This window comes from Bradyrhizobium sp. R2.2-H (assembly GCF_004346455.1).
In the GTDB taxonomy this organism is placed as follows: Bacteria; Pseudomonadota; Alphaproteobacteria; order Rhizobiales; family Xanthobacteraceae; genus Bradyrhizobium; species Bradyrhizobium diversitatis.
The window spans coordinates 134,243-158,437 of record NZ_SMBR01000006.1; the positions used below are offsets into that span (position 1 = coordinate 134,243).

General features: G+C 63.8%; 23 protein-coding genes. 11 read left to right on the forward strand and 12 right to left on the reverse strand.

The window, feature by feature from the left end:
• Window positions 1-67: 67 nt before the first annotated feature.
• The 4 genes from EDE08_RS17355 to EDE08_RS17370 all read right to left on the reverse strand — a co-directional run bounded on the left by EDE08_RS17355 (window position 68) and on the right by EDE08_RS17370 (window position 4,399).
• On the reverse strand, window positions 68-2,269 hold the full coding sequence (locus EDE08_RS17355) for a xanthine dehydrogenase family protein molybdopterin-binding subunit (RefSeq protein ID WP_131870140.1): 2,202 nt from the start codon (window positions 2,267-2,269) through the stop codon (window positions 68-70).
• A gap of 7 nt (window positions 2,270-2,276) precedes the next feature.
• The gene (locus EDE08_RS17360) at window positions 2,277-3,293 is read right to left on the reverse strand and encodes an FAD binding domain-containing protein (RefSeq protein WP_131870139.1); all 1,017 of its coding nucleotides are present in this window, start codon (window positions 3,291-3,293) and stop codon (window positions 2,277-2,279) included.
• Window positions 3,290-3,781, reverse strand: coding sequence for a (2Fe-2S)-binding protein (locus tag EDE08_RS17365; protein WP_131870138.1), 492 nt, complete (start codon window positions 3,779-3,781; stop codon window positions 3,290-3,292). The genes EDE08_RS17360 and EDE08_RS17365 overlap by 4 nt, the downstream gene beginning before the upstream one ends.
• Before the next feature lie 138 nt (window positions 3,782-3,919).
• The gene (locus EDE08_RS17370; RefSeq protein ID WP_028177176.1) at window positions 3,920-4,399 is read right to left on the reverse strand and encodes an Lrp/AsnC family transcriptional regulator; all 480 of its coding nucleotides are present in this window, start codon (window positions 4,397-4,399) and stop codon (window positions 3,920-3,922) included.
• 144 nt (window positions 4,400-4,543) lie between these two features.
• On the opposite strand from EDE08_RS17370, the gene ald reads away from it, so the two are divergent.
• The gene (gene ald / locus EDE08_RS17375) at window positions 4,544-5,659 is read left to right on the forward strand and encodes an alanine dehydrogenase (RefSeq protein WP_131870136.1); all 1,116 of its coding nucleotides are present in this window, start codon (window positions 4,544-4,546) and stop codon (window positions 5,657-5,659) included.
• A 21-nt stretch (window positions 5,660-5,680) separates the two neighbouring features.
• On the opposite strand, the gene EDE08_RS17380 is transcribed toward ald, so the two are convergent.
• From EDE08_RS17380 to EDE08_RS17390, 3 genes are read right to left on the reverse strand one after another with little or no spacing between them, the layout of a single operon-like run.
• The gene (locus tag EDE08_RS17380; RefSeq protein WP_131870135.1) at window positions 5,681-7,588 is read right to left on the reverse strand and encodes a flavin-containing monooxygenase; all 1,908 of its coding nucleotides are present in this window, start codon (window positions 7,586-7,588) and stop codon (window positions 5,681-5,683) included.
• Entirely contained in the window at window positions 7,585-8,226 is a 642-nt protein-coding gene (locus tag EDE08_RS17385; RefSeq protein WP_131870134.1) for a TetR/AcrR family transcriptional regulator, read from the reverse strand. The genes EDE08_RS17380 and EDE08_RS17385 overlap by 4 nt, the downstream gene beginning before the upstream one ends.
• A complete protein-coding gene (locus tag EDE08_RS17390) occupies window positions 8,223-9,716 on the reverse strand; it encodes an AMP-binding protein (RefSeq protein WP_131870133.1) in 1,494 nt (497 codons plus the stop codon). The genes EDE08_RS17385 and EDE08_RS17390 overlap by 4 nt, the downstream gene beginning before the upstream one ends.
• A 173-nt stretch (window positions 9,717-9,889) precedes the next feature.
• On the opposite strand from EDE08_RS17390, the gene EDE08_RS17395 reads away from it, so the two are divergent.
• The 7 genes from EDE08_RS17395 to EDE08_RS17425 all read left to right on the forward strand — a co-directional run bounded on the left by EDE08_RS17395 (window position 9,890) and on the right by EDE08_RS17425 (window position 16,307).
• A complete protein-coding gene (locus EDE08_RS17395; protein ID WP_131870132.1) occupies window positions 9,890-11,149 on the forward strand; it encodes an ABC transporter substrate-binding protein in 1,260 nt (419 codons plus the stop codon).
• A gap of 87 nt (window positions 11,150-11,236) precedes the next feature.
• A complete protein-coding gene (locus EDE08_RS17400; protein WP_131870131.1) occupies window positions 11,237-12,139 on the forward strand; it encodes a branched-chain amino acid ABC transporter permease in 903 nt (300 codons plus the stop codon).
• Entirely contained in the window at window positions 12,136-13,155 is a 1,020-nt protein-coding gene (locus EDE08_RS17405) for a branched-chain amino acid ABC transporter permease (RefSeq protein WP_131870130.1), read from the forward strand. The genes EDE08_RS17400 and EDE08_RS17405 overlap by 4 nt, the downstream gene beginning before the upstream one ends.
• Window positions 13,156-13,287: 132 nt before the next feature.
• The gene (locus EDE08_RS17410) at window positions 13,288-14,043 is read left to right on the forward strand and encodes an ABC transporter ATP-binding protein (protein WP_131870129.1); all 756 of its coding nucleotides are present in this window, start codon (window positions 13,288-13,290) and stop codon (window positions 14,041-14,043) included.
• The gene (locus EDE08_RS17415) at window positions 14,040-14,753 is read left to right on the forward strand and encodes an ABC transporter ATP-binding protein (protein ID WP_131870128.1); all 714 of its coding nucleotides are present in this window, start codon (window positions 14,040-14,042) and stop codon (window positions 14,751-14,753) included. Before EDE08_RS17410 ends, EDE08_RS17415 begins: the two co-directional genes overlap by 4 nt.
• 166 nt (window positions 14,754-14,919) lie before the next feature.
• Window positions 14,920-15,138: a hypothetical protein gene (locus EDE08_RS17420; protein WP_165935992.1), complete on the forward strand. Its 219-nt coding sequence runs from the start codon at window positions 14,920-14,922 to the stop codon at window positions 15,136-15,138.
• A 110-nt stretch (window positions 15,139-15,248) separates the two neighbouring features.
• Window positions 15,249-16,307 carry a YeiH family protein gene (locus EDE08_RS17425; protein WP_131870127.1) on the forward strand — a complete coding sequence of 353 codons (1,059 nt, stop codon included), beginning with the start codon at window positions 15,249-15,251 and terminating at the stop codon, window positions 16,305-16,307.
• 126 nt (window positions 16,308-16,433) lie between these two features.
• Here the strand turns inward: EDE08_RS17425 and EDE08_RS17430 are convergent, their stop codons facing one another.
• From EDE08_RS17430 to EDE08_RS17455, 5 genes are all read right to left on the reverse strand, one after another.
• Window positions 16,434-17,306 carry an ABC transporter ATP-binding protein gene (locus EDE08_RS17430; protein WP_165935993.1) on the reverse strand — a complete coding sequence of 291 codons (873 nt, stop codon included), beginning with the start codon at window positions 17,304-17,306 and terminating at the stop codon, window positions 16,434-16,436.
• On the reverse strand, window positions 17,303-18,211 hold the full coding sequence (locus EDE08_RS17435) for an ABC transporter permease (RefSeq protein WP_131870125.1): 909 nt from the start codon (window positions 18,209-18,211) through the stop codon (window positions 17,303-17,305). The genes EDE08_RS17430 and EDE08_RS17435 overlap by 4 nt, the downstream gene beginning before the upstream one ends.
• The gene (locus EDE08_RS17440; protein WP_165935995.1) at window positions 18,208-19,629 is read right to left on the reverse strand and encodes an ABC transporter substrate-binding protein; all 1,422 of its coding nucleotides are present in this window, start codon (window positions 19,627-19,629) and stop codon (window positions 18,208-18,210) included. Before EDE08_RS17440 ends, EDE08_RS17435 begins: the two co-directional genes overlap by 4 nt.
• Before the next feature lie 181 nt (window positions 19,630-19,810).
• On the reverse strand, window positions 19,811-20,584 hold the full coding sequence (locus EDE08_RS17445; protein ID WP_131870123.1) for a Crp/Fnr family transcriptional regulator: 774 nt from the start codon (window positions 20,582-20,584) through the stop codon (window positions 19,811-19,813).
• A 226-nt stretch (window positions 20,585-20,810) separates the two neighbouring features.
• Entirely contained in the window at window positions 20,811-21,107 is a 297-nt protein-coding gene (locus tag EDE08_RS17455; RefSeq protein ID WP_165936024.1) for a gamma-butyrobetaine hydroxylase-like domain-containing protein, read from the reverse strand.
• Between the two features lie 205 nt (window positions 21,108-21,312).
• Here EDE08_RS17455 and EDE08_RS17460 point away from each other — a divergent pair, with 205 nt between their 5' ends.
• From EDE08_RS17460 to EDE08_RS17470, 3 genes are all read left to right on the forward strand, one after another.
• Window positions 21,313-22,086: a ferredoxin--NADP reductase gene (locus tag EDE08_RS17460; protein WP_131870121.1), complete on the forward strand. Its 774-nt coding sequence runs from the start codon at window positions 21,313-21,315 to the stop codon at window positions 22,084-22,086.
• A gap of 102 nt (window positions 22,087-22,188) precedes the next feature.
• Window positions 22,189-23,931 (forward strand): fumarate reductase/succinate dehydrogenase flavoprotein subunit, encoded by a 1,743-nt coding sequence (locus EDE08_RS17465; protein WP_131870120.1) that lies wholly within the window; start codon window positions 22,189-22,191, stop codon window positions 23,929-23,931.
• A 28-nt stretch (window positions 23,932-23,959) separates the two neighbouring features.
• Complete coding sequence (locus EDE08_RS17470; RefSeq protein ID WP_007593252.1) at window positions 23,960-24,193, forward strand: 4Fe-4S dicluster domain-containing protein; 234 nt, start codon at window positions 23,960-23,962, stop codon at window positions 24,191-24,193.
• Window positions 24,194-24,195 lie beyond the last annotated feature (2 nt).

Here is a 24,195-nt window from a genome sequence, read left to right on the forward strand (position 1 = left end):
CGGCACATTCGATGACAGTTGGATGACACGCCCGAGTGCCGCGGGAATGTTCGCGTGTTTGCGGCCCTCAGTCCAGCAGCTTGTCCAGCGTGATCGGGAAGCGGCGGATGCGCTTGCCAGTGGCATGATAGACGGCGTTTGCAATCGCCGCAGGCACGCCGACGATGCCGATCTCGCCGAGACCCTTGATGCCCATCCGGTTGATCCGGCTGTCGGGCTCATCGACGAAAATGACGTCGATGTCGTGAATGTCGGCGTTCACGGGAATGTGGTACTCGGCGATGTCAGCGTTCATGATGCGGCCGAAGCGGTGATCCATCACCGTCTCCTCGTGCAGCGCCATCCCGATCCCCCAGACCACGCTGCCCATGATCTGACTGCGGCCCGTCTTGGTGTTCAGGATGCGGCCTGCCGCGACTGCACTCACGACCCGCGTGACGCGGATGACAGCCAGCTCTTCGTCGACCTTCACTTCTGCGAAAACCGCCGAATGCGTGTTGCGGGCATGCGATTTGTCCTCCGCGAACTGGTTGAGCTTCTCCTTTTCGATCCGCTCGCGCCCGCTGTGGCGCATGACGTCCGCAATCGAGACGGCAGCCCCGTCCTTGCCGTCGCTGGCGATCATGCCGTCGACCAGGGTCGCGTCGGCGGCGTCGAGGTTGGCGAGCGGCGAGCCCGGCATTGCCTTTGCAAGACGTGCGAGCTCCTGGCGAATGTCTTCGGCCGCTCCCAATACGGCATGCGCGCTGGACGCCGCCATCCAGGAGCCGCCCTCGACGGGGGCTTGCGGCAAGGTCGAGTCGGCGAGCCTGACGCTGATGTTCTCGATCGGCAGCCCGAGAGCATCGGCCGCCACTTGCGCCACGATGGTGTACGTGCCGGTGCCGATATCGGACGCGGCGCAGGAGACCTCGGCATGGCCGTTGGCGGTCAGCACGATCCGGACGGCGACCGGCATCTGCAGCGCCTCCCACACCCCCGTCGCCATGCCCCAGCCGACCAGTTCCTTGCCGTCGCGCATGGAGCGCGGCGCGGGGTTGCGCCGGGCCCAGCCGAAGGCTTCCGCGCCGCGGGCGTAGCATTCGCGCAACTGCTTGCTGGTGTAGGGGAGGTCTTCGCTTTGGTCGCGATCCGAGTAGCACTTCAGGCGCAGCTCGATCGGATCGAGCTTCAGCGCGACGGCCAGTTCGTCCATGGCGCATTCGAGCGCCAAGACGCCCGTTGCCGCGCCCGGCGCGCGCATGTCGCAGGGCGTCGAAACGTCGAGGTCGACCAGCTTGTGGGAAAAGTGGCTGTTGGGGCTCTTGTAGAGCTGTTCGGCCCAGCCGGCGTCATTGCGCGAAAAATCCTCGTAGCGCGAGGTCACGGCAATGGCTTCGTGGCTGACGGCATCAAGCGTGCCGTCGGGCCTTGCCCCGAGCGCGACATGCTCGATGGTCATGGGCCGATAGCCCAGCCCATACATCTGCTGCCGCGTCAGCACGACGCGGACGGAGCGCTCGAGCGCGAGCGCGGCCATTGTCGCCAGCACGACCTGGTATTGCGGCCGCAGGCCGGAACCGAATGCGCCGCCGACATAGGGCGAAAGCACGCGGATCTCCTCCGGCTTCTTGTCGAACACGCCGCAGAGGAACTTTTGAACGTTCTGAACGCCTTGGGTCTTGTCGTAGACTGTCAGCTTGCCGTCGCTTTCCCAGACCGTCGTCGTCGCATAGAGCTCCATCGGATTATGATGCTCGGTCGGAATGAGGTAGTCCGCCTCGTGCCGCAGGGGTGCGGCCGCAAGCGCTGCTTTCGCGTCGCCGCGGGGCTTGTGCGGCTTGTCCATCTCGCGGGCACTGCCGCGCTCGGCCTCGAGATCGGTTGCAAACCCATCCTGCTCGTAGTCGATCCGCACCAGTGTTGCGGCGAACTTCGCGGTCTCCCATTCTTCGGCAACAACGAGAGCAATCGGCTGCCCGTTGAACCTGATCAAGTCGTCATATAGCGGCCGGAACGGCGAACCTTCCGGGGCCACCTCGTCCTTCCAGGCCTCGTCCTTGTCGGCGAGGGAAGGACGATTGGTGTGCGTGAGCACGTCGAGCACTCCGGCCACCTTCAGCGCCTCGCCGGTGTCGAGCCGCACGATACGACCGCGGGGTATGGTGGCCTCCACCACGAAACCATGGACCAGGCCCTCGGCGGTGAACTCGCCGGCATATTTCGCGGCTCCAGTGACCTTGGCCCGGCCGTCGACGCGCGACGTTGGTGTTCCGACATAGGCGTTCATCGGGCCCTCATGCGATCTTCTTGTGAGCTTGGGATTGCGGTGTGGCGTTTGTGGCCTGGATCAGCGCCCGCACGACGGCTCGGCGCGCGAGCTCGATCTTGAATCCGTTGTGCGAGCGAGCGGTTGCTCCCTGCAGCAGCAGGTCGGCGGCGCGCCCGAAATGATCCGGTGTTGCCGCCTGGCCGCGCAGTGCCGCTTCGGCTTCGGGACTTCGCCAGGGCTTGTGAGCAACGCCGCCGAGCGCCAGGCGCGCTTCGCTGATCGCGTTGCCTTCCAGCTCGAACGCGGCTGCGACCGAGACCAGGGCGAAGGCGTAGGACAGCCGGTCGCGGATCTTCAGGTAGCTGTAGTTCCGGGCAAAACCCTGCGGCGGCAGCTCGATTGCGGTGATGATCTCGCCGCTGCCGAGATTCGTGTCGACATGAGGCGTATCGCCCGGCAGCCGATGGAAATCGGTCAGCGCGATGGTGCGCTCGCCGGTGCGGCCTGCAATGTGGACGAGCGCACCGAGTGCCGCCAGCGCCACGCTCATGTCGGAGGGATTGGTCGCGATGCAGGCCGTGCTGGTGCCGAGGATCGCATGGTTCCGGTTGAGGCCATCGCGTGCCGAGCAGCCCGTACCGGGACTTCGCTTGTTGCAAGGCGTCGTCGTGTCATAGAAATAGGCGCAGCGCGTTCGTTGCATCAGATTTCCGCCGACCGAGGCCATGTTGCGCAGTTGCGCGGAGGCACCTGCCAGGATGGCGCTGGCGAGCAGGGGATAGCGCTGCTCGATCAGCGGATGATAGGCGAGATCCGAATTCGGCACCAAGGCGCCGATGCGCAGGCCGCCGTCGGCAGTCTCCTCGATGTCGCGGAGCGGCAGGCGGGAGATGTCGATCAGCCGGGAGGGCCGTTCGACGTTCTCTTTCATCAGGTCGATCAGGTTGGTGCCGCCGGCGATCAGCTTCGCGCCTGGATCGGCGGCGAGCAGGCGAATGGCGTCGGCAACGTCGCTTGCGCGGGAATATTGGAAGTTGTTCATGACCGGCTCATTGCCTGTTCGATCGCAGCCACGATGTTGGGGTAGGCGCCGCACCGGCAGAGATTTCCGCTCATCAGCTCCCGGATCTCGTCGGCATCCCGCGCACGGCCTTCGGCCAGCAGGCCGGCCGCCGAGCAAATCTGTCCCGGCGTACAATAGCCGCACTGAAAGGCGTCATGGTCGATGAAGGCCTGTTGCAGGGGATGCAGCGCGCCGTCCTTGGCAAGGCCTTCGATCGTCGTGATCTCAGCGCCATCTTTCATGACAGCGAGGGCCAGGCAGGAATTGACCCGTCTTCCGTCGATCAGCACGGTGCAGGCGCCGCATTGGCCGTGATCACAGCCTTTCTTGGTGCCGGTCAACTCCAGGCGGTCACGCAGGGCATCCAGGAGCGTGGTCCACGGCGCGACCTCGAATGTGCGCCTTGCGCCATTGACGACGAGGTTGATCGGAATGCGTTCGGGGGTCTGATCCGCGATGTCGGCCATGGTCTGTTCCCTGCGGAAAGGCCGAGCCGGGCAATCGTGGCTGTGACGCGAGGATGCATTGCCGGCGCTGGCCAATAGCGCCCAACGGATGACGGGCTGCTTGGTTCCCGACCGGTTCTCCGGTTGGGACGGACGAGGTCAGCGCTTCGTCTCCCCGAACACGACAGTCGGCACCGCGCGGTTGACGATCTCGCGCAGTGCGAAGCTCGATTGCACGCGCGCGACGCGGGGCAGGCGGGAGAGCTCGGTGCGGTGGATCCGCTCGAAATCCTGGATGTCGCGGGCGAGCACGATCAGGATGTAGTCGTCGGTGCCCGACATCAGGAAGCAGCGCACGACCGAGGGGCATTTCACCACCTCCGCCTCGAACGCCTTCAGCGCATCGTCGCTCTGGCTCTCCAGCGCGATGCGAACCAGCACAGTGGTGGTGAGGCCGAACTGGGCGAGGTCGAGCGTGGCCTGGTAGCCCTGGATGTAGCCGTCGTCCTCCAGCGCCTTCTGTCGCCGCGCCAGCGCCGTGCTCGACAGGCCGATCTTGTTGGCAAGCTCGGTGTGGCTGGCTCGCGCATTGGTCGTGAGTTCCGCGAGGATCGCGAGGTCTTTCCGGTCGAGGGCCAAGGTTTCGTTTCCAGCGTGAAAGGGCACTTCTGCGCCGGAAACCGGCGCGAGCGTGCCGAACCTAGCGGATATTTGCACGAAACCAAACGGGCGCCGTCGCTACGATGAACGAACGGAATCAGTGCGTTGGCAAGGGAGCTCGGGATGCGCGTCGGTGTGCCCAAGGAGATCAAGGTGCAGGAATATCGCGTCGGGCTCACCCCGGGAGCCGTCCGCGAGTATGTCGCCGCCGGGCACCAGGTGACGGTCGAGACCGGCGCCGGAAGTGGCATCGGCGCGTCCGACGAGGTGTATCGGCGGGCAGGGGCGTCCATTGCCGAGACCGCGCGCGAGATCTTTGCCAAGTCCGAGATGATCGTGAAGGTCAAGGAGCCGCAGAAGAGCGAATGGGTCCAGCTCCGCGAGGGCCAGATCCTGTTTACTTATCTTCATCTTGCGCCGGATCCGGAGCAGGCCAAGGGCCTGATCGATTCCGGCTGCACCGCGATCGCCTATGAGACCGTCACGGATGCGAGCGGTCACCTCCCGCTGCTCGCCCCGATGAGCGAAGTCGCCGGCCGCCTCGCCATCGAGGCCGCCGGCGCCGCGCTCAAGCGCTCGGCCGGCGGGCGCGGCTTGCTGCTGGGCGGCGTGCCGGGCGTGCAGCCGGCGCGCGTCGTCGTGCTCGGCGGCGGCGTGGTCGGAACCCAGGCTGCGCGCATGGCCGCCGGCCTCGGTGCCGAAGTCACCGTGATCGACCGCTCGATTCCGCGCCTGCGCGAACTGGATGATCTCTTTGCCGGACGCGTGCGCACCCGTTTCTCGACCATTGAATCGGTCGAGGACGAGGTGTTCGCGGCCGACGTCGTGATCGGTGCCGTGCTGGTGCCGGGCGCCAGTGCGCCGAAGCTCGTCACGCGCGCCATGCTGAAATCGATGCGGCCGGGGGCCGTGCTGGTCGACGTCGCGATCGACCAGGGCGGTTGCTTCGAGACCTCTCATCCGACCACGCACGCCGAGCCGACCTACGAGGTCGACGGGGTCGTGCATTATTGCGTCGCCAACATGCCGGGCGCGGTGCCGGTGACCTCGAGTCAGGCCCTGAACAACGCGACGCTGCCGTTCGGACTGATGCTCGCGAGCAAGGGGTTCGCGGCGGTGCTGGAGAACCCGCATTTGCGTAACGGCCTGAACGTGCATCGCGGCCGGATTACGAACAAGGCGGTGGCAGAGAGCCTCGGGATGGAGTTCGCTCCGGTGGAAAGTGGCTTGGCGGCCTGATAGGATCGCAGTGGCGACTTATCACTTCGTCAGCCTGTACTGCCGCAGATCCGGATCGTGGGTCATGCGCCAATAATCCACGAACCGCCACGGCATCGCCGAGAACACGCGGCCACTGCTGTTGCGGTAGTAGGTGCTCATGCCCGGATGGGTCCAGATCATCGCCTCGTGCTCGGCATCGACTCTGCGGACATACTCGTCGAGCACGTCCTGGCGGACATCGATCGCGGCGACGTCTCGTTCGATCATGTCGACGAGACACGCCGAGATGTAGCGGCTCTGGCATTCCGACTGGAAGATGACGCTGCCGCCATGGGCCGGTCCTGAGTTCGGGCCGAGCATGCAGAAGAAGTTCGGAAAGCCCGGCACGGTGAGGCCGAGGAACGCGGTCGGATTGTCGTTGGCCCAGGCTTCACGCAGATTCGTGCCCCCGCGTCCGCTGATGTTGAGGCGCGCCGCCATCTCGGTGACCTTGAAGCCGGTAGCGACCACGATGATGTCGGCGGGACGTTGCTTGCCATCGGTGGTGACAATGCCGCCTGCGTCGAAATGATCGATCGTGTCGGTCACCAGCTCCACGTTCGGCTGCCTCAATGTCTTGAACCAGTTGTTGTCGAGCAAAATCCGCTTGCCATAGGGCGGATAGGTCGGCACGCATTTCTCGATCAGGTCGGGGCGTCCCTGCAGCTCCGACAGGATGAAGTCCGTCAGCTCCTGGCGGTGCCGGTCGTTGCCCTTGTTGACGGCACGCTCGGGATGCGGCCAGGCCGGGTCCTTGCGCAGGAAGGGCAGGAGGCCATCGCCGTAGCGCCAGAACATGTTGAAGCGGTACCACTGCACATAGAACGGCAGATGCGCCAGCAGCCAGCGCGCGCCCTCGCTGATCGGGTCGGCATAGCCCTTCACCGGGCGAGCCCATTGCGCGCTGCGCTGGTAGACCGTGACCGAGGCTGCGCGGCCGGCAATCGCGGGCACGAGCTGCATCGAAGTGGCACCGGTGCCGATCACCGCGACGTGCTTGCCCTCGACGCTGATGTCATCGGACCACACGGCCGAATGCAGGATCGTTCCCTTGAAGTTGTCCTCGCCTTCGAAGCGGGCGCGGGAGGGATCGTTGAGCTGGCCGATGGCACTGACGAGCGCGGTGGACTCGAAAGTCTCTTCGCCGTTCACGGTCTTCAGCGTCGAAATCCACCGTTTCCTGCCTTCGTCCCAGCGCGACGAGGTCAGCTCGGTGTTGACGCGCAGATGCTTGCGGATGCCGTATTCGTCGGCGACCTTCAGCAAATAGCCGAGCAGCTCCTCGCGCTGGCAGAAGTAGCGCGTCCAGGCATTGCGCGATCCGAACGAATACGAATAGGAGTGGTTCGGCGTATCGACGCCGCAGCCGGGATAGCGGTTGATCCACCAGGTGCCGCCGAGTTCTTCGTTCTTCTCGACGATGGTGTAGGGGATGCCGAGATGGCCGAGCGCCACGCCGAGCGCGATGGCGCAGACGCCGGCGCCGACGATCAGCACGTGCTGGTCCGCAAGCTTCTCGTCGGAAGGGCGCGCCGTCCAGCGTGCCTCGCGCGCCACGAAGCCCATCTCTTCGCGCATCAGGGGCGCATATTCCGGCGCGACATTCTCGCCGAGGCAGGCGCGCATCATTCTCAGCAGCAATTCCTCGCCGGGGTCGGTGATGACGGGCTTTGGTGTGCCGTCGGCGAAGAGCTTGACCACGGCGGCGCGGATCTCGTCCTGGATCTCCCGGGTAACCCCGGCCTCGGGATCGGGGATGAGGCGGATATCGCGCTTGGGCAAGTATGGCGGTTCCAGCCATTTCTCGTCGCCGGTCATGTGCACCAGCACCATCAGCAGGCAACGGATATCGCCCTCGGCGATGGCCGAGGCGAGGTCGAGCGGCTTGTGCGGAGATTCGATGTTCATGGCGTGTCCTGATCTCCGAGGGCAGGGAAGAGGCCGCGCGTCATCAGCTTGCGATAGGCGGAGATGACGTGATCGGGTACGGTGGTGACGCCGCCTTCCGAATAGGAATAGCGGCGGCTGAGATAGCCGCGCGCCCCCATCAGCATGTGGACGATCGCCTCGAATTCCTCATCGCTGTAATCCTCGATCGCGCCTGCAAGACGAGCCCGGCGTAGGATGCGGACATAGGCGACCGAAATGTTGTCGAGATGCTTCTGATACCCGGTCGGTGCGAAGAACTCGGCCTCGTTGAGGATGCGCAGAAATTCCGGCACCTCGCGGATGAAGTCGAAGAAGGCGGAGAAGCGCGCGATCTCCTGCCGTGCCGCATCCGCCGTGCCGGTGCGAGCGCGGATGAATTCGACCATGTCGAGGCCGATCTTGGGCAGGAGCTGGTCGAGCAATTCCTGGCGGTTCTCGAAATGATTGTAGAAGGTGCCCTGCGCGACGCCGGCCTGTTCGGTGATGCGGGCGACCGAGGCTTCGGCATAACCGTATCTGCCCACGACCTTGGTGGCGGCCTCGAAGATCTTCTGCTTGGTCCAGGCGTTGCGCTCGACGCGGTTGAGCTTCGTCACCTTGGCGTTCACTTGCGTCATTCAGACGTCTCCAGCTCGGCGCGCAGCACGCGCTTGAGGATCTTTCCGCTTGGATTGCGCGGCAGGCTGTCGCGGACGACGAGCTGCTTCGGCACCTTGAAGCTCGCCAGCCGTGCACGGCAATGTTCGGTGAGGGCAGAGAGGTCGAGGCTGGCGCCGTCAGCCAGTGCGACGATCGCGACCGGCCGCTCGCCCCAGCGCGCATCGCGCAGGCCGATCACGGCGACCTCGCGCACCTCGGGCAGATCGTAGATGACGCGCTCGACCTCGGAGGAGGCGATGTTCTCGCCGCCGGAGATGATCATGTCCTTCTTGCGGTCGGTCAGGTACAGAAAGCCCTCGTCGTCGAGATAGCCGACGTCGCCGCTGCGGAACCAGTCGCCGAAGAAGGACGAGGCCGTCTTGTCCGGATCCTTCCAGTAGCCGCGTGTGATTTTCGGCCCGCGCAGGCAGATCTCGCCGTTGACGTTCGGCGGCAGTACCTTGCCGGCCTCATCGCGGATCTCGATCTCGACATGGGCAATGGCGCGGCCGGTGGAGCCGATCTTCTCGATCTCGCGGCCGGCTTCCATGAACGTGTCGCCGCCGACGGTCTCGGTGAGGCCATAGGCGTCGATATAGCGCGCGTTGCGGAAGTATTCGGAGAAGGCGCGGATCCGCAACTCCGGCGTCTTCTCGCCGCCGCCGATCGCCCATGTCAGGCTGGAGACGTCGTAGCGATCGCGGGTGGGACAGGTGAGCATCGCCGTGGTCATGACCGGCGCGAACCAGGCGGCGTTGAGCCTGTCCTCGGCGATCGCCGCAAGCGCCGTCTCCGGCTCGAAATTGCGTTCGATGCGGATGAAGCCGCCATGCCAGAGCACGGCGATGCCCGGCAGGTCGAGCGCGCCGACGTGATAGAGCGGACCGACGACGAGAAGCCGCGTCTTGGCACCAAGGCCGAGCGCGATCGTCTGGTCGGCGGACTTCCAGTAGAAATTATCGTAAGAGAGCATCGCGCCCTTGGGGCGGTCGGTCGTGCCCGAGGTGTACATCAGCCGCATCAGGTCCGATGGCTGGCGCGGATGCATCGGCGCGGGTGCAGCGCTGCTCGCGAGACGCATGACGCTGTGCTGCGCGGCTTCATCGAGCACGACACTCTTCGCGCCCGCGGCATTCGCTGCCAGCTCTTCATCGACGATCAGCAGGCGCGCGCCGGCATTGCCGACGATGTAGCCGACCTCATCGCGCGAGAGGCGGAAGTTGATCGGCAAGAAGACTGCGCCGAGATGACTGGTGGCAAACACCAATTCCAGGAACGCCGCGCTGTTCTTCATCAATACGGCCACGACATCGCCGGGGCCGATGCCCTGCGCGGCGAGCCACCCGGCGACCTTGCGGACGCGTGCATCAAGGACCGCGTAGGAAATCTCCTCGCCGCGATATTTCAGCGCGGGCCGCGCCGGCGTGCGTCGGGCATGAAAGGCGGTGAAGCTCGACAGATTGATCATTTGCGCTGGTTTCGGGCCAATTCCTGGCCTCGTTTCCTTCCCTGATGAATTCTGACTCGTAATTCATCTTTGGCTTGACGTCACCCCCCTACCTCTGAAATCCTTCGAGACACGGAGACGAGACGATCTCCGACAGGGATCAGGAAACGCCGACCCGAAAGAGGGAGGGGAAAATGACGAGGACCCGCACGCCGGGCATCAGCCGCCGTTCAACACTGGCGCTGATGGGCGCCGGTGCGATGAGTGTTGCCGCGCCCTGGGTGGCGCGTGCGCAAGCCAAGACCATCAAGATCGGAATGCCGACGATCCTGTCGGGCCGCGTCGCGCAGCTCGGCACGTCATCGCGCAATGCGGTGATGCTCGAGGTCGAGAAGGTCAACGCCGCCGGCGGCCTTGCCGGCCGGCAGATCGAGATGGTGATCCGCGACTCCAAGGGCCAGCCGCAGGAAGCCGCCCGCGTCGCGCGCGAGCTCGTCAACACCGACGGCTGCGAGCTCGTGATCGATGCCGAAGCCTCCTCCGGCGCCTTCGCGGTGCACGAGGTCGCGCGCGATCTCGGCGTCTTCTGCATTCACACCAATTCGGAGACCTCGGCGCTGACCGCCGATCCCAAGCAGCGCATTCCCAACGCGTTCCGTACCGCGCGGCAGGGCGTGCACGACTCCATCGTCGGCGGCAGCTATGCTGCGGCGATCGCCAAGGCGAAGGGCTTGAAGAAATGGGCGACCTGCTCGCCGGATTATGCCTATGGCCGCGACACCACGGCGGAGTTCACGCTGTACCTGAAGCGCTTCGCGCCCGAGGTCGAGATCATCAGCGAGTCCTGGCCGAAGCTGTTCCAGCCTGACTACACCGAGGTGGTGACGAAGATCCTGCAAGCCAAACCCCAGGCGCTCTATTCCTGCCTGTGGGGCGGCGATCTCACCTCCTATATCGACCAGGCCAACATCTACGCGATGTTCGGCCAGATGGAAGTGTTCGCGGTCAATATGGCTGACTACACTGCGCTCACCGTGGTGAAGAACCTGCCCAAGGGCATCCACTCCGGCAACCGTTACATCAAGACCTTCCCGACCACGCCGGAGAATGCGGCCTGGGGCGATGCCTACAAGGCAAAGTTCAATGAATATCCGACCAACTGGTCGTGGGAGAACGCCACCGCAATCATGCTGATGGCAGAAGCCGCGAAGAAGGCGAACTCGGCCGACGGCAAGAAGATCGCCGAGGTGCTGAAGGGCCTCACGATCAAGTGCCCGTTCGGTGCCGACGGCACCGTGACCATGCGCGGCGACGATCACACCCTCGTCGGCTACGCCATCGGCTGGGGAACGACGATCCCACAGGAGCCGTACGTGCCCGAAGTCAAGGCCGGGGACTGGAAGACCATCTTCGAGCTGGAAGCCGAGTGGAAGAAGAGCAAGGGCTATACCTGATCGCGCAAGCGGCGGGGACGGGCGACCGTCTCCGCCGTCGTTTCGCTTTCCGCGCCGTGTCAGGCGCGTCGCAATGAAAGTGCTCCCGTGGATATCGATGCGCTTGCCGGCTGTCTCTCCAGTTCCGCGTGCCTGGTGACGCAAACCACCAGCGGCCTCATTATAGGCATGCTGCTGTTCCTGGTCGCCGTCGGGCTGACGCTGATCTTCGGCGTGCTCAAGGTGGTCAATTTCAGCCACGGCGCCTTCTACATGTTCGGCGCCTATTTCGCGATGACGGCCTATCAGCTCACCGGCAGTTTTGCGCTGGCGATGCTCGCGGGCGCGGCCGGCACCGCGGTTCTCGGCCTGATCTTCGAGCGCGTCTTCATGAGCCGCGTCTATGGCGCCGACGTCTTGATGCAGCTCCTCGTCTGCTACGCCTTCGTACTGATCTTCGACGACGTCGTGCGCATCATCTGGGGGCCCGAGTTCAAGGCGATGGGCATGCCGGCGGCCTTCCAGGTGATGCCGCTGTTCATCGCCGGCGGCGTGGTGCCGCCTTACTACCTGCTGCTGATCGGTGTCGCGCTTCTCGCCGCCATCGTGCTCGGCATCGGCCTGTCGCGCAGCCGCATCGGCAAGGTGATCCGCGCAGCGGCACATAACCCCGGCATGGTCTCGGCGCTCGGCATCAATACCGGCCTGATCTATGGCGGTGTGTTCGCACTCGGCGGCATGCTGGCGGGGCTTGCCGGTGCGCTCGCAGCGCCGGTGCGCTCGCTCACTCCCGGCATGGGCTTCTCGGTGTTGATCGAGTCTTTCATCGTCACCGTGATCGGCGGCATGGGCTCGATCCTGGGCGCGCTGGTCGGCGCGCTGCTGCTCGGCCTGATCCGTTCCTTCGGGTCGCTCGGTTTTCCCCTGTTCACGGAAGGCTTGATGTATCTGTTCATGGTGATCGTGCTGGTCTCAAAGCCCACCGGCCTGTTCGGCAAGGAGGCGGCATGACCGAGCTGGAGGCCGGACGCGCGCAAACCCTGGTGCCGGTGCGCAGCGGTGCCGTGCTGCAACGCTACCGCGATGTGCTGATCGCGCTGATCGTTTTCGCCGTGTTGGCGAGCCTGCCATTTTTCACCGGCAGCAAGGCGCTGCTCGATTTCGTCATTCGCTGCTCGGCCTATGGTCTGTTCGCGACCTCGCTCAACCTCCTGGTCGGCTACACCGGCCTGACCTCGTTCGGGCACGGCATGTTCTTTGGCCTTGGTGCCTACGGCTTCGGCCTGATCATGCAGAAGCTCGGCGTGCCGATTCCGGTGGCTTTCGTCGCGACATTGGCCATTACGGCGGTCTTTGCGACAATCATCGGCGCGATCTGCGTGCGGCTGAAGGAGATCTATTTCGCCTTCGTCACGCTCGCCTTCCAGATGCTGATCCACTCGACCATCCTGTCCTGGGCCTCGTTCACCGGCGGCGATCAGGGCCTGCGCGGCGGCATCCCGCGGCCCGTCTTTCTCGGCATCGATCTGTCCAATCATGTCCATCTCTATGTCACGAGCTGCGCGCTGCTCATCCTCGGCCTGCTCGCGATGCGCCAGATCGCGCAGTCGCCGTTCGGCTACACGCTGCGCATGATCCGCGACAACGCCGCGCGCGCGAGCTTTCTCGGCATCGACGTCTGGCGCGCCAAGCTGACGGTGTTCGTGCTGGCCGCGCTGTTCGCGTCGATGGGTGGCATGGTGATGGCGCTGTTCGTGTCGGGCGCCTATCCGGAGTTCGCCTATTGGACGATCTCGGGGGAGGGCATCTTCATCAACATGCTCGGCGGCGTCTCCACCTTTCTCGGTCCGATGGTCGGCACCGTACTGCTCCTGCTGCTCAACGATACTGTCACGCGGTTCACCGAATACCACGGCATCGTGCTCGGGGTCGTCATCCTGTTTTTCGCGCTCGGTTTGCGCAAGGGCCTGCTCGATTTCGTCGCCGAATGGTACGCACATCGGCGCGAGACGAGCGAGGAGCGCTAGCGATGTGCGATGGACCTATCGAGCAGTCATTCCGGGGCGCACGAAGTGCGAACCCGGAATCTCGAGATTCCGGGTCTGGTCCTGACGGACCATCCCGGAATGACGGTGCCAGACAACGGCGCGAGGCGCACCATGCTTGAGATCCGCAACCTCGCAAAATCCTTCGGCGGCGTGAAGGCGACCAACGACGTCTCGCTCGACTTCCCCGACGGCTCGCTCACCGCCGTGATCGGTCCGAACGGCGCCGGCAAGAGCACCTTCTTCAACCTGATCACCGGCGCCTTGAGCCCGGATTCGGGGCAGGTTCTGCTCGACGGCATCGATCTCGCCGGCCGCTCGCCGCCCGAGATCGTGCGGCACGGCATTGGCCGCGCCTTCCAGGTTGCCAGTATCTTCAAATCGCTCACCGTGCAGGAGACGATGCTCGCCGCCGTCAGCGCCGATCAGCGCTCCTCCGCGGTGCTGCACAAACGCTTCCCGCTGACCGAGACGCGCGACCGCGCCGAACATGTGATGGAGCTGCTGGGTTTGGCGAGCAAGCGTCATCGCACGGCGGCGACGCTGTCGCATGGCGACCAGAAGCTGCTCGACATTGCGCTCGCGCTCGTGCTCGAACCGAAAGTGCTGCTCCTTGACGAGCCGACCGCAGGCATGGGGCCGGAGGAGCGCTGGCGTATGATCGACAAGGTGCGCGAGCTCTGGGAGATCCAGAAGATCACCGTCGTCTTCATCGAGCACGACATGGACATCGTGTTCAAGATCGCGCCCAAGATCGTCGTGCTGTGCTACGGCCGCATCCTCGCCACTGGCACACCCGACGAGATCCGCAACAACGGCGCCGTGATCGACGCCTATCTCGGCACCGAGCATGCGGGAGCTGCCGCATGAGCACCGCCGTCATCGAAGTCGCCGATCTCGATGTCTATTACGGCACCAGCCAGATCCTGTTCGGCGTCGGCCTGGCGGTGCGGCAGGGCGAGACGATGGCGCTGCTCGGCCGTAACGGCGCCGGCAAGTCGACGACGATGAAGGCGATCATGGGGCTGGCGCCGCCGCGGCGGGGCAGGGTGAGCCTGCGCGGAACGGTGATATCCGGTCTTAAGCCGCACACCATCGCACGCGCCGGCCTCGGCTTCGTGCCGGAGGATCGCCAGATTTTTCCGGAGCACACGGTGGAGGACAATCTCGTCATCGGGAAGAAGAAGGGACCGGACGGTCAGGACGAATGGCCGATCAAGCGCATCTACGACGTCTTTCCGCTCCTGGAACCGCTGCGTCATCGCATTGCCGGGCGCCTCTCGGGCGGCGAGCAGCAGATGCTGGCGATCGCGCGCACGCTGATGGGCAATCCGGCGCTGCTGCTGCTGGACGAGCCGAGCGAGGGCCTCGCGCCGATCATCGTGCAGCGGATCGGCGAGCTCCTGCGGCAGCTCCGCTCGCTCGGATCGACCGTGCTGATCGCCGAGCAGAACATGCATTTCTGCCTGGGGCTGGCGAGCCACGCCACCGTCATCGACAAGGGCCAGATCGTCTATGCCGCCGGAATTGACGAGTTGAAGGCCAACGAGGCGATCCGCCGCCGCTATCTGGCCCTGTAAGTCGGGTGCCGGTGTCCAAATAGGCCGGAAGAAGAAAACTATCGTCCTGATGTTGTCGAACGGAAGGAGTTTTCCTTCGAGAGGACAAAAACGCCAATCACTTCCATTGCCGTTTCGGGGCGAAACGACGACATTCCCATCAGAATTTGATGGATTGGCCAGAGCCATGGAACGTACCGGATTTGAACCCTTCGGCGAACAATTGGTGTCCGCGACGGACACCCAGCCGCGGTCGCGTACGTCGAAGCTTTTGCTGCGTGCCGGCACCGGGCTGTTCTGGTCGCTGGTGGTGGGTATCGTGCTTGCCCGCGCCGCGTTCTTCGAGCCCGGCGTCTATGACGGCTTCAGCCGCGTCGCTTCCCTCGCCAAGAGCCTGATCTTCTGAGGCTGGTCGTCCGGGCTGAGGATATAACTCCCCTCTGGCCTGATATGTCGAAAACTTATTTCCCTCCCGGGCCGCGCTGCGTATAAATCCTTCTCCTCAGGGAGAAGTTTGTGTCGCAGAATCAAGCATCCAGCCCGGCCGACGCCAAGCCGGCCACAGCCGCAAGCCGCATTGCGGCACTGATTCCCGGCATTCTCCTTTGCGTTCTGATCGCCGGCGTCTCCGCCCTGCTGGAGCGCGCCGAGTTGGGTATGTTCGAGCATCCCTATGTCGAAGCGCTCGTCATGGCGATCCTGCTCGGCATGGCGCTCCGCAGTTTCTGGAAGCCGGCGCCCCGGTGGCAGACCGGGATCGCCTTCAGCGCAAAACAGCTGCTCGAGGTCGCGGTCATGCTGCTGGGAGCCTCGATCAGCTTCGCCGCGATCGCCGCCTCGGGCATCGCGCTCCTCGTCTCGATCGCGGCCGTCGTCGTGATCGCGCTATGTGTCTCCTTCGGCCTCAGCCGTCTGTTGGGTCTGTCGACACGCCTGTCGATCCTGATCGCCTGCGGCAACTCGATTTGCGGGAATTCGGCGATTGCTGCCGTGGCGCCGATCATCGGTGCCAACAACGACGAGATCGCATCCTCGATCTCCTTCACCGCCATCCTTGGCGTGATGATGGTGCTTGGCCTGCCGCTCCTGATCCCGCTGCTGCAATTGTCGGCCACGCAATACGGCATCCTTGCGGGCCTCACCGTCTATGCTGTGCCGCAGGTTCTGGCCGCCACGGTGCCGGCCGGACTCGTCGCGACCCAGATCGGCACGCTGGTGAAATTGATGCGCGTCCTGATGCTCGGGCCCGTCGTCGTCGGCCTTTCCCTCATTGCCTCGCGCTGGCAGAGCGATGCCAAGAAGACCAATGTCGGCTTTTTCCGTCTGGTTCCGTGGTTCATCCTCGGTTTTCTCGCGCTCGCGACCCTGCGTTCGCTCGAGATCGTGCCGGCGACGGTGGTCGGCCCCGTGACGAAGATCACCGGTTTTCTCACCGTGGTGTCGATGGCCGCACTCGGCCTAGGTGTCGACGTCCGCGTGCTCGCCAATGTCGGAGGCAGGGTGACGGCGGCCGTCACGCTCTCGCTGCTGCTGCTGCTCGGAATCAGCCTCGCGCTGGTGCATTGGTTCAAGTGATTAGAACAAGACAGCCCTACGGTCGGCAAAGGCGCGAATGCGTCGTGCCCAGCTTGGATCCACATTCGTGGTGAGGATGGTGGGCACGCTTCGCCTGCCCTGAGAAATCAAGTGTGTCGGCGGCGCCTAAATCACGTCCGCCAGCGAATGGCCATGCAGTTCGATGTTCAAACCCTGCATGCCCATGTCGTTGATCTCGCCGCCCATCGCCTTCAGGCTCTCCTCGCGGATCAGCGACATCAGCCCGCGGCGCAGCGCCAGGAACTCCGACGACATCATCATCGATTGCTGCCGCGGCCGCTCCAGCGGGATCGGGATCTCCGCCTTGATCGAGCCGGGCCGCGCGGTCATGCAGTAGACGCGGTCGGAGAGGAAGATCGCCTCGTCGATATCGTGCGTGACGAACAGCACCGAGATCTTCAGCCGCTGCCACATGTTGGTGAGGATCTGCTGCATGATGACGCGGGTCTGCGCGTCGAGCGCGCCGAAGGGCTCATCCAGCAGCAGGACCTTCGGTCCCGTAGCGAGCGCGCGGACGATGCCGACGCGCTGCTTCATGCCGCCGGACAGCTTTTCCGGATAGTGCTTCTCGAACGCCTCGAGCCCCGCGAGCCCCAGCAGCGTGCGCGCGGCGCGTTCGCGCTGCGAGCGTGGCATGCCGCGCATCTTCAGGCCGAACTCGACGTTCTCCCGCACCGTCTTCCAGGGGAGCAACGAATATTGCTGGAATACCATACCGCGTTCAGCGCTGGGGCCGTTGACGCGGTCGCCATCGACGGTGACGATGCCCGTTGTCGGCTTGAGGAAGCCTGCGACCGCGTTGAGCAGCGTCGATTTTCCGCAGCCGGAGGGGCCGACGATCGAGACGAACTCGCCGGGCTTGACATGGATCTGCGTATCGGTGACGGCCTGAACGGGTCCCTCGATCGTCTCGTAGGCGAGGGAGAAGTTCCTGACCTCGATGTGGCCCTTCGACGTATTCGCAAGCACCTCGCTCATGTCGACCTCCACGGCATCACCAACTGGCCCGCGCCCCTGATAAGCAGGCTCGATCCGAGACCGAGCACGCCGATTGCGATCATGCCGAGCGCGATGTCGGCATACTGGACCAGCGAATACGCCTCCCAGGTGAAGTAGCCGATACCGTACTGACCGGAGATCATCTCGGCGGCGATCAGCGACACCCATGCGACGCCCATGCCGACGGTCAGGCCGGTGAAGATGTGCGGCAGCGAGGCCGGAAAATACACCTCGCGGAAGATCGACCGCTCGCGTGCACCGAGACATTGCGCGGCGCGAACCAGAACCGGATCGACCAGCGACATGCCGTGCAGCGTGTTGACCAGGATCGGGAAGAACGAGCCGAGGAAGGTGATGAAGACGATGCTCTGCTCGTTGGTCGGCCACAGCATGATGGCCATCGGCACCCAGGCGATCGCCGGGATCGGCCGTAGCACTTCAGCGACCGGGAAGATCAGCTCATGCACCAGCTTGAATCGCCCCATGATCAGGCCGAGCGGCACGCCGACGATGGCTGCGAGTGAGAAGCCGATGAAGATGCGCCGGCAGCTCAGCAGGATATGCATCAGGAATTTGGGGTCGTGGATCGCCGTGGTGAAGCTCGCATAGACCGCGAGCGGCGAGGGCACGTTGGTGAAGCGCACGAAAAACACGACGCGATAGGTCGTGAGCAGATGCCAGACCAGGAGGAAGGCGATCAGCGAGGCGATGCCGATCGCGGTGGCGCGCAGCCGGCCCTGGTTGAGCCGGTACCAGCGCAGCGCGATCGTACCGTAGGAGGCGGGGGTTGCGAGCGGCGTGGCGGCGGGCGCGCGGCCCGCCTCTGCAATGGCTGTTGCCGGCATGCTATCCTCGGGATGTCTGACGAGGGCGGGACTGCTCACGTTTTGCCCCCGCCGACCGCCGCTTTCACCGCGTCATCGAAGCCGAGCACCTTGCCGCTGATCTTGGCTGCGTATGCCTCGGCGTCCTTCTTCAGCAGGAACGGTGCGACATCGCCATTGCCGACGGCGAAGAAGGCCTGGTCGGCGAACAGTTTGATACCCCGGGTGGTATCGAAGACATAAGCGACGTTGATCTTCTTGCCTTTGGACTTGTAGTCGGCATAGGCGCCGAGCGTGCAACTGGCGGACGAGAAGGGCATGATCCCGGCATCGTCGACCCAGACTTCGCCGGCCTTGCGCGGGTCGGCGATCGGCTTCTTGCAGAAGGCGTCTTCGCCAGAGACCTCGTAATTCCTGGTGCTCGCAAGCTGCGCGTCATAGTCGAGCTTCATCTCGGCATAGGCCTTGCGGATGTAGCTGTCGTCGACCCACTTCTTAGGATCGAATTCCTTCATGCGACCGAGGTTCTGCAGCACCTTGACGTCAATTGCGGCCGCATCGATCAGCGCGGGCTTGATCGTCGGGTCAGTCGTCATGTTGCCGCCGGGGCCGAGGAAGATGTAGACGACTTCCTTGTTGATGCCGGTCCATTCCTGGATCTTTTCGGCGGCGAGCTTCGGATCGTCGCGCAGCCACTGGTTGGCGGCGATCAGCGCCTTGAAGTAGGCGACGACGACCTCGGGATATTTCTCGGCGAAGTCGGTGCGGACGACGATGCCATGGAAGGTCGGCAGGTTCGTCTCGACGCCGTCGAAGATCTTTCGCGCGAAGCCGCGGAAGGGCAGCAGCTCGGCGAAGGGGACGAAGTCGGCGTGCGCGTCGATCTTCTTCTCCTGGAGATTGGTCGAGCCGACCTCCGGGCTCTGGCTGACGAGCTGGAAGAAGTCGGACGCATAGCCACGGTCCTGCATTGCCTTCAGAACCATGCCGTGCGCGGCGGAGCCGAAGGGGACGCTGACGAGCTTGCCCTTGAGATCGGCGAGTTCGTAGTAGGGCGAGTCCTTGTGGACGACGAGGCCATTGCCGGAGCCGGACAGGCTATAGGCGGCGATGCCGATCAGCCGGCTCTTGCTCTCCGGATTGCTCTCGAAGGTGAAGCCGTTCACGATCAGCGGATAGTCGCCCATCATGCCGATCTGCAGCTTGTTCGCCATCATCGCATTGGTGACGGGCGGGCCGGAGGTGAAGTTCTGCCACTCCAGCTCGAACTTGATGTTGGCGTATTTGCCATCCTTCGGCAGATATTTCTCGAGCAGATGCAACTTGCGGATGACGACGCCGGCGGTCACCGTGTTGGTCGTGGTGTCCTGCGTTCCGATGCCGAGCGTGACGGTTTCCGCCGAGGCCGGTTGCGTGACGAGTAGCGCCAGCGACGTCACCGACATCGCGATCGAGAGCTTGGGAAGATGGCGGACCATTCTCATCCTCATTCGGTTGGATGTGCTGTGGTTGCCATGATTGGGTGAGGGCGCGGGCAGGGCAAATCCGGAGTGACCATCGCAGTCGATTAGTTGCCGGGAAAAACTGATTGCATACTCCTTGGGCAGTCCTGCACTATAAAGCCGCTTGCCTGTGCATTCGCCTTGGCCGCAAATTTGTCTAGTCAGCTGCGTGACCGCGCATCTCCTCCAGCACGTCGGCCCGGCAGATCACGATCTGCGACCGCTTGGTCACCACGATTCCCTTCTCCTGCATGCGCTTCAGGCTGATCGTGACCCATTGCCTTGTGGCGCCAACCATGTGGGCGATGTCGGCGTGGGTGAAGGCTGCGGCGATCACAGTTCCGTCGGCGTCGTCGACGCCATAGAGCTCGACGAGGTGTAGCAACAGGTGAGCAAGCCGCTGCGTGATCGAGCGTGTTCCCAGCATCTGCGCCAGGGCCGAATAGCATTTCCCCTTGAAAGTGAGGCCTTCAATGAGACCGATCGCAAGGTTCGGGATCTCTGCGGCAAGCGATCGCAACTCCTTTCCGGGCAAGTGCACCACGCTGCAATTGCTGGACGCGACGCCGGACCATTGGTGCACGGTGCCCTCGAACACTTCGGGCCCGCCGACGAAATTGCCGACATGCCAATAAGCGAGCGTAATCTCGCGCCCGAGCGGTGAGGTGTAGAACACCCGGATGCGGCCGCTCTCGATCAGCCAGATGCCGTCATGCTTGCCGCCCTGGCTGAACAGCGTCTGGCCGCGGTTGAGCACCTTGCGGCGGCCCTGCTTGAGCACCAGCTCCCGCTCGCGTGGAGAGAGCTTGTCCATCAGCGGCGGCGGCCCGCCGATCCATCGCTGGTTTTCGGTAAGCAGCAGCGAGGAGCTGCCGGCAGGCCGGACTGTCGGGGGAATGGGCCCACGAACCACATTGGCGGCCTGCAACATCGTCTGCCTCCGGAACGTTCAAATCGTTCTAAAGAGGAGCAATGTCCGTGCCAGATGGGGTGGGGCCGCTTACACCGGTGTCATCGCCAGCGAAGGCGGGCGATCCAGTAATCCAGAGGCGTCAAAGGGATACGGAGGGGCGGCGGCGTACTGGATTCCCCGCTTTCGCGGGGAATGACAGTGGAGTTTGTGGCCACTGTCGAACTATCCTCAAGGCAGCGTTGGCCTACCGCCCCGCCAGGCTCAGCAGATACGGCTTCGGGTAGATCCCCCGGGCATGCCCATCCGAGAACGAGATGTTCAGCCCGTAACCGAGATCGCCGATCTCGGTGATGGCGATGCCGGGAAACCTGTCGGGGAAGCGGCCGTCGAAGCGGGCACGGGTGCAGTGGGCGCATTTGCAGGAGAGGCGGAGTGTTTCGGCAGAAACGCTGAGCGCGTCGTCCTGTGTCGTGCGGACCAGCAGCGCGGCGAGATCGGCGCTGGCTTCATAGTCGGCGACAGCAGGTGCCACCAGGGTCATGGTCATGACGAACCTCCGACTTCTATCTATGTCGGCGCAGGCGCGCACGAATAGCAACTAATTGCCGGCGCAGGCGTGATCGGGCGCCTTGCCTTCAGTCATCGCTCGCGAAATGTGAAACTAATCGACCAGGAATTTCACTTCCACATTGCCGGTCTCGTCCCTCTCCGAAATCTTCTGCGTCATCGATCGCGAAGGAGAGAGCATGAGCGCATTTCAGAAGGAAACGGTTCTGTCGGTCAGGCACTGGACCGAGTCCCTGTTCAGCTTCACCGCAACGCGCGACCCCGGCTTTCGTTTCCAGAACGGCCAGTTCGCGATGATCGGTCTGGAGGTCGAGGGCAAGCCGTTGATGCGGGCCTACAGCATGGCCAGCGCCAACCACGAGGAGGCGCTCGAATTCTTCTCGATCAAGGTGCAGGACGGTCCGCTGACCTCGCGCCTCCAGAGGATCAGGGAAGGTGACATCATCCTGGTCGGCCGCAAGGCGACGGGAACGCTGATCACCGGCAATCTCATTCCGGGAAAGCGTCTGCTGCTGCTGTCGACTGGAACGGGCCTGGCGCCGTTCGCCAGCCTGATCAAGGACCCCGACGTCTACGAGAACTACGAGACCATCGTACTTGCTCATGGCTGCCGCCAGGTCTCCGAGCTCGCTTATGGCGAGCGCGTCGTCGAGGGCCTGCGCAACCACGAATTCTTCGGCCCGCTGATCCGCGACAAGCTGGTCTACTACCCGACCGTCACCCGCGAACCGTTCCGGAACCGCGGCCGCATCACCGACCTGATCGCCTCGAACCAGCTTTTTGACGATATCGAGCAATCCGGCCTCGATATCGAGACCGACCGCATCATGCTGTGTGGCAGCCCCGCGATGCTGGAGGAGTTGCACGCCATGTTCTCCGCGCGCGGCTTCGTGGAGGGCAACCATAGCGAGCCCGGTCATTTCGTCATCGAAAAGGCCTTCGTCGAGCGCTGAGGCGCAAATCGCATCCCGGCGACAACTAATTGCTATCGCCCGGACGCCGCCTGAACAAATCTGACGCAAAGGCGCCGAGGATCGGCGAACCAGGAGCAAGTGATGGCACTAGATCAGATCGTCGACGGACTTTCGGAGGTTTCCTGCGATGTGCTGGTGATCGGCGGTGGAACGGCTGGCCCGATGGCTGCGCTGAAGGCGAAGCTGAAGAACCCGAAGGCCAATGTCGTTCTGCTCGAAAAAGCCAACGTCAAGCGCTCCGGGGCGATCTCGATGGGCATGGACGGGCTGAACAACGCCGTCATCCCCGGTTACGCTACCCCGGAGCAATACACCAAGGAAATCACCATCGCCAACGACGGCATCGTCGACCAGAAGGCGGTTTATAAATACGCTCAAAACTGCTACAAGATCATCGAGGAGCTGGACAGCTTTGGCATCCGCTTCCTGAAGAACGAGAACGGCGACTACGCCGTCAAGAAGGTGCACCACATCGGCACCTATGTGCTGCCGATGCCGAACGGCGAGACCGTGAAGAAGGCGCTGTACCGCCAACTTCGTCGGGCCCGCATCCTGATCTCCAACCGCTACATGGCGACGCGGCTCCTGAAGTCTGCAGATGGCCGCATCGCTGGTGCCGTCAGCGTCAACACCCGCACGGCCGAGATGCTCGTCATCAAGGCCAAGGCCGTGATCCTCTGTATGGGCGCTGCCGGACGCCTGGGCTTGCCGACGTCAGGCTACATGTTCGGCACCTACGAGAATGCGGCCAATTCCGGCGACGGCTACGCCATGGCCTATCACGCCGGCGCCGCGCTCGCGAATCTCGAATGCTTCCAGATCAACCCGCTGATCAAAGACTATAACGGCCCGGCCTGCGCCTATGTCGCCGGTCCGTTCGGCGCATATACGGCGAACAACGAAGGCTCGCGCTTCATCGAATGCGACTATTGGTCCGGCCAGATGATGCTGGAGTTTTACAACGAGCTCCTGTCCGGCAAGGGCCCGGTGTTTCTCCAGCTCAAGCATCTTCACCCCGACACCATCTCCGAGATCGAGTCCACGCTGCACAAGGTGGAGCGTCCGACGCGCGGGCTGTTTCAGCAGGGACGCGGGGTCGATTACCGCAGCGAGTCGATCGAGATGCACATCTCCGAGATCGGCTTCTGCTCCGGTCACAGCGCCTCCGGCGTGTTCGTCGACGATAATGCGCGCACAACCGTGCCCGGCCTCTACGCCGCCGGCGACATGGCGAGCGTGCCGCACAACTACATGCTCGGCGCCTTCACCAACGGCTCGGTCGCTGGAATTGACGCGATGGAGTTCGCCGACAGCCATGACTTCGCGGAGTTCGACGCCGCCGACGTCGCACTGGAGCGTGAGCGCGTGATGGCGCCGACCAGGCGAGAGGACGGCATTCCGCCGAACCAGATCGAGTACAAGACCCGGCGCCTGGTCAATGACTATCTCCAGCCGCCGAAGGTCACGCGCAAATACGAGCTCGGGATGCGCCGCCTCGCTGAGGCGCGGGAGGACATGCAGGAGCGCATGATCGCGCGCAACGCGCATGAGCTGCTCCGCGCCCTCGAAGTGCAGTCGATCATGGACTGCGCCGACATGGCCGCGCACGCCTCGCTTTATCGCGAGGAGAGCCGCTGGGGCCTCTATCACTGGCGCACGGATTTTCCGGAGAAGGACAACGAGAACTGGTTCTGCCACACGCTGCTGTCTAAGCGCGACGGCAAGATGACGAGCGAGAAGCGCGCCGTCGAGCCCTATGTCGTGCCGATCGCCGACGACGAGAAGGATCTGTACGACAAGCAGCGCATCCGTGCCTCGGCCTGACGCACCAGAACACAACAGGAGACATCAAATGCCTCTCGCATCCTATCAGACATCGGTCCCGGTGGTCGTCGACGACGCCAAATGCATCGCTGACAAGGGTTGCACCGTCTGCGTCGACGTGTGCCCGCTGGACGTCCTGCGCATCAGCGACATGACCAACAAGGCCTACATGGCCTATGACGAGTGTTGGTATTGCATGCCCTGCGAAGCCGATTGCCCGACCGGTGCCGTCACCGTCAACATTCCCTATCTGTTGAGGTGATC

Excerpts from the sequence above, each read along its gene's own strand:
- EDE08_RS17355 (WP_131870140.1), bottom strand. The coding sequence starts at position 2,269 with ATGAACGCCTATGTCGGAACACCAACGTCGCGCGTCGACGGCCGGGCC.
- EDE08_RS17360 (WP_131870139.1), bottom strand. The coding sequence starts at position 3,293 with ATGAACAACTTCCAATATTCCCGCGCAAGCGACGTTGCCGACGCCATT.
- EDE08_RS17365 (WP_131870138.1), bottom strand. The coding sequence starts at position 3,781 with ATGGCCGACATCGCGGATCAGACCCCCGAACGCATTCCGATCAACCTC.
- ald (WP_131870136.1), top strand. The coding sequence starts at position 4,544 with ATGCGCGTCGGTGTGCCCAAGGAGATCAAGGTGCAGGAATATCGCGTC.
- EDE08_RS17380 (WP_131870135.1), bottom strand. The coding sequence starts at position 7,588 with ATGAACATCGAATCTCCGCACAAGCCGCTCGACCTCGCCTCGGCCATC.
- EDE08_RS17385 (WP_131870134.1), bottom strand. The coding sequence starts at position 8,226 with ATGACGCAAGTGAACGCCAAGGTGACGAAGCTCAACCGCGTCGAGCGC.
- EDE08_RS17390 (WP_131870133.1), bottom strand. The coding sequence starts at position 9,716 with ATGATCAATCTGTCGAGCTTCACCGCCTTTCATGCCCGACGCACGCCG.
- EDE08_RS17395 (WP_131870132.1), top strand. The coding sequence starts at position 9,890 with ATGACGAGGACCCGCACGCCGGGCATCAGCCGCCGTTCAACACTGGCG.
- EDE08_RS17405 (WP_131870130.1), top strand. The coding sequence starts at position 12,136 with ATGACCGAGCTGGAGGCCGGACGCGCGCAAACCCTGGTGCCGGTGCGC.
- EDE08_RS17410 (WP_131870129.1), top strand. The coding sequence starts at position 13,288 with ATGCTTGAGATCCGCAACCTCGCAAAATCCTTCGGCGGCGTGAAGGCG.
- EDE08_RS17415 (WP_131870128.1), top strand. The coding sequence starts at position 14,040 with ATGAGCACCGCCGTCATCGAAGTCGCCGATCTCGATGTCTATTACGGC.
- EDE08_RS17420 (WP_165935992.1), top strand. The coding sequence starts at position 14,920 with ATGGAACGTACCGGATTTGAACCCTTCGGCGAACAATTGGTGTCCGCG.
- EDE08_RS17430 (WP_165935993.1), bottom strand. The coding sequence starts at position 17,306 with ATGAGCGAGGTGCTTGCGAATACGTCGAAGGGCCACATCGAGGTCAGG.
- EDE08_RS17440 (WP_165935995.1), bottom strand. The coding sequence starts at position 19,629 with ATGGTCCGCCATCTTCCCAAGCTCTCGATCGCGATGTCGGTGACGTCG.
- EDE08_RS17445 (WP_131870123.1), bottom strand. The coding sequence starts at position 20,584 with ATGTTGCAGGCCGCCAATGTGGTTCGTGGGCCCATTCCCCCGACAGTC.
- EDE08_RS17455 (WP_165936024.1), bottom strand. The coding sequence starts at position 21,107 with ATGACCCTGGTGGCACCTGCTGTCGCCGACTATGAAGCCAGCGCCGAT.
- EDE08_RS17460 (WP_131870121.1), top strand. The coding sequence starts at position 21,313 with ATGAGCGCATTTCAGAAGGAAACGGTTCTGTCGGTCAGGCACTGGACC.
- EDE08_RS17465 (WP_131870120.1), top strand. The coding sequence starts at position 22,189 with ATGGCACTAGATCAGATCGTCGACGGACTTTCGGAGGTTTCCTGCGAT.
- EDE08_RS17470 (WP_007593252.1), top strand. The coding sequence starts at position 23,960 with ATGCCTCTCGCATCCTATCAGACATCGGTCCCGGTGGTCGTCGACGAC.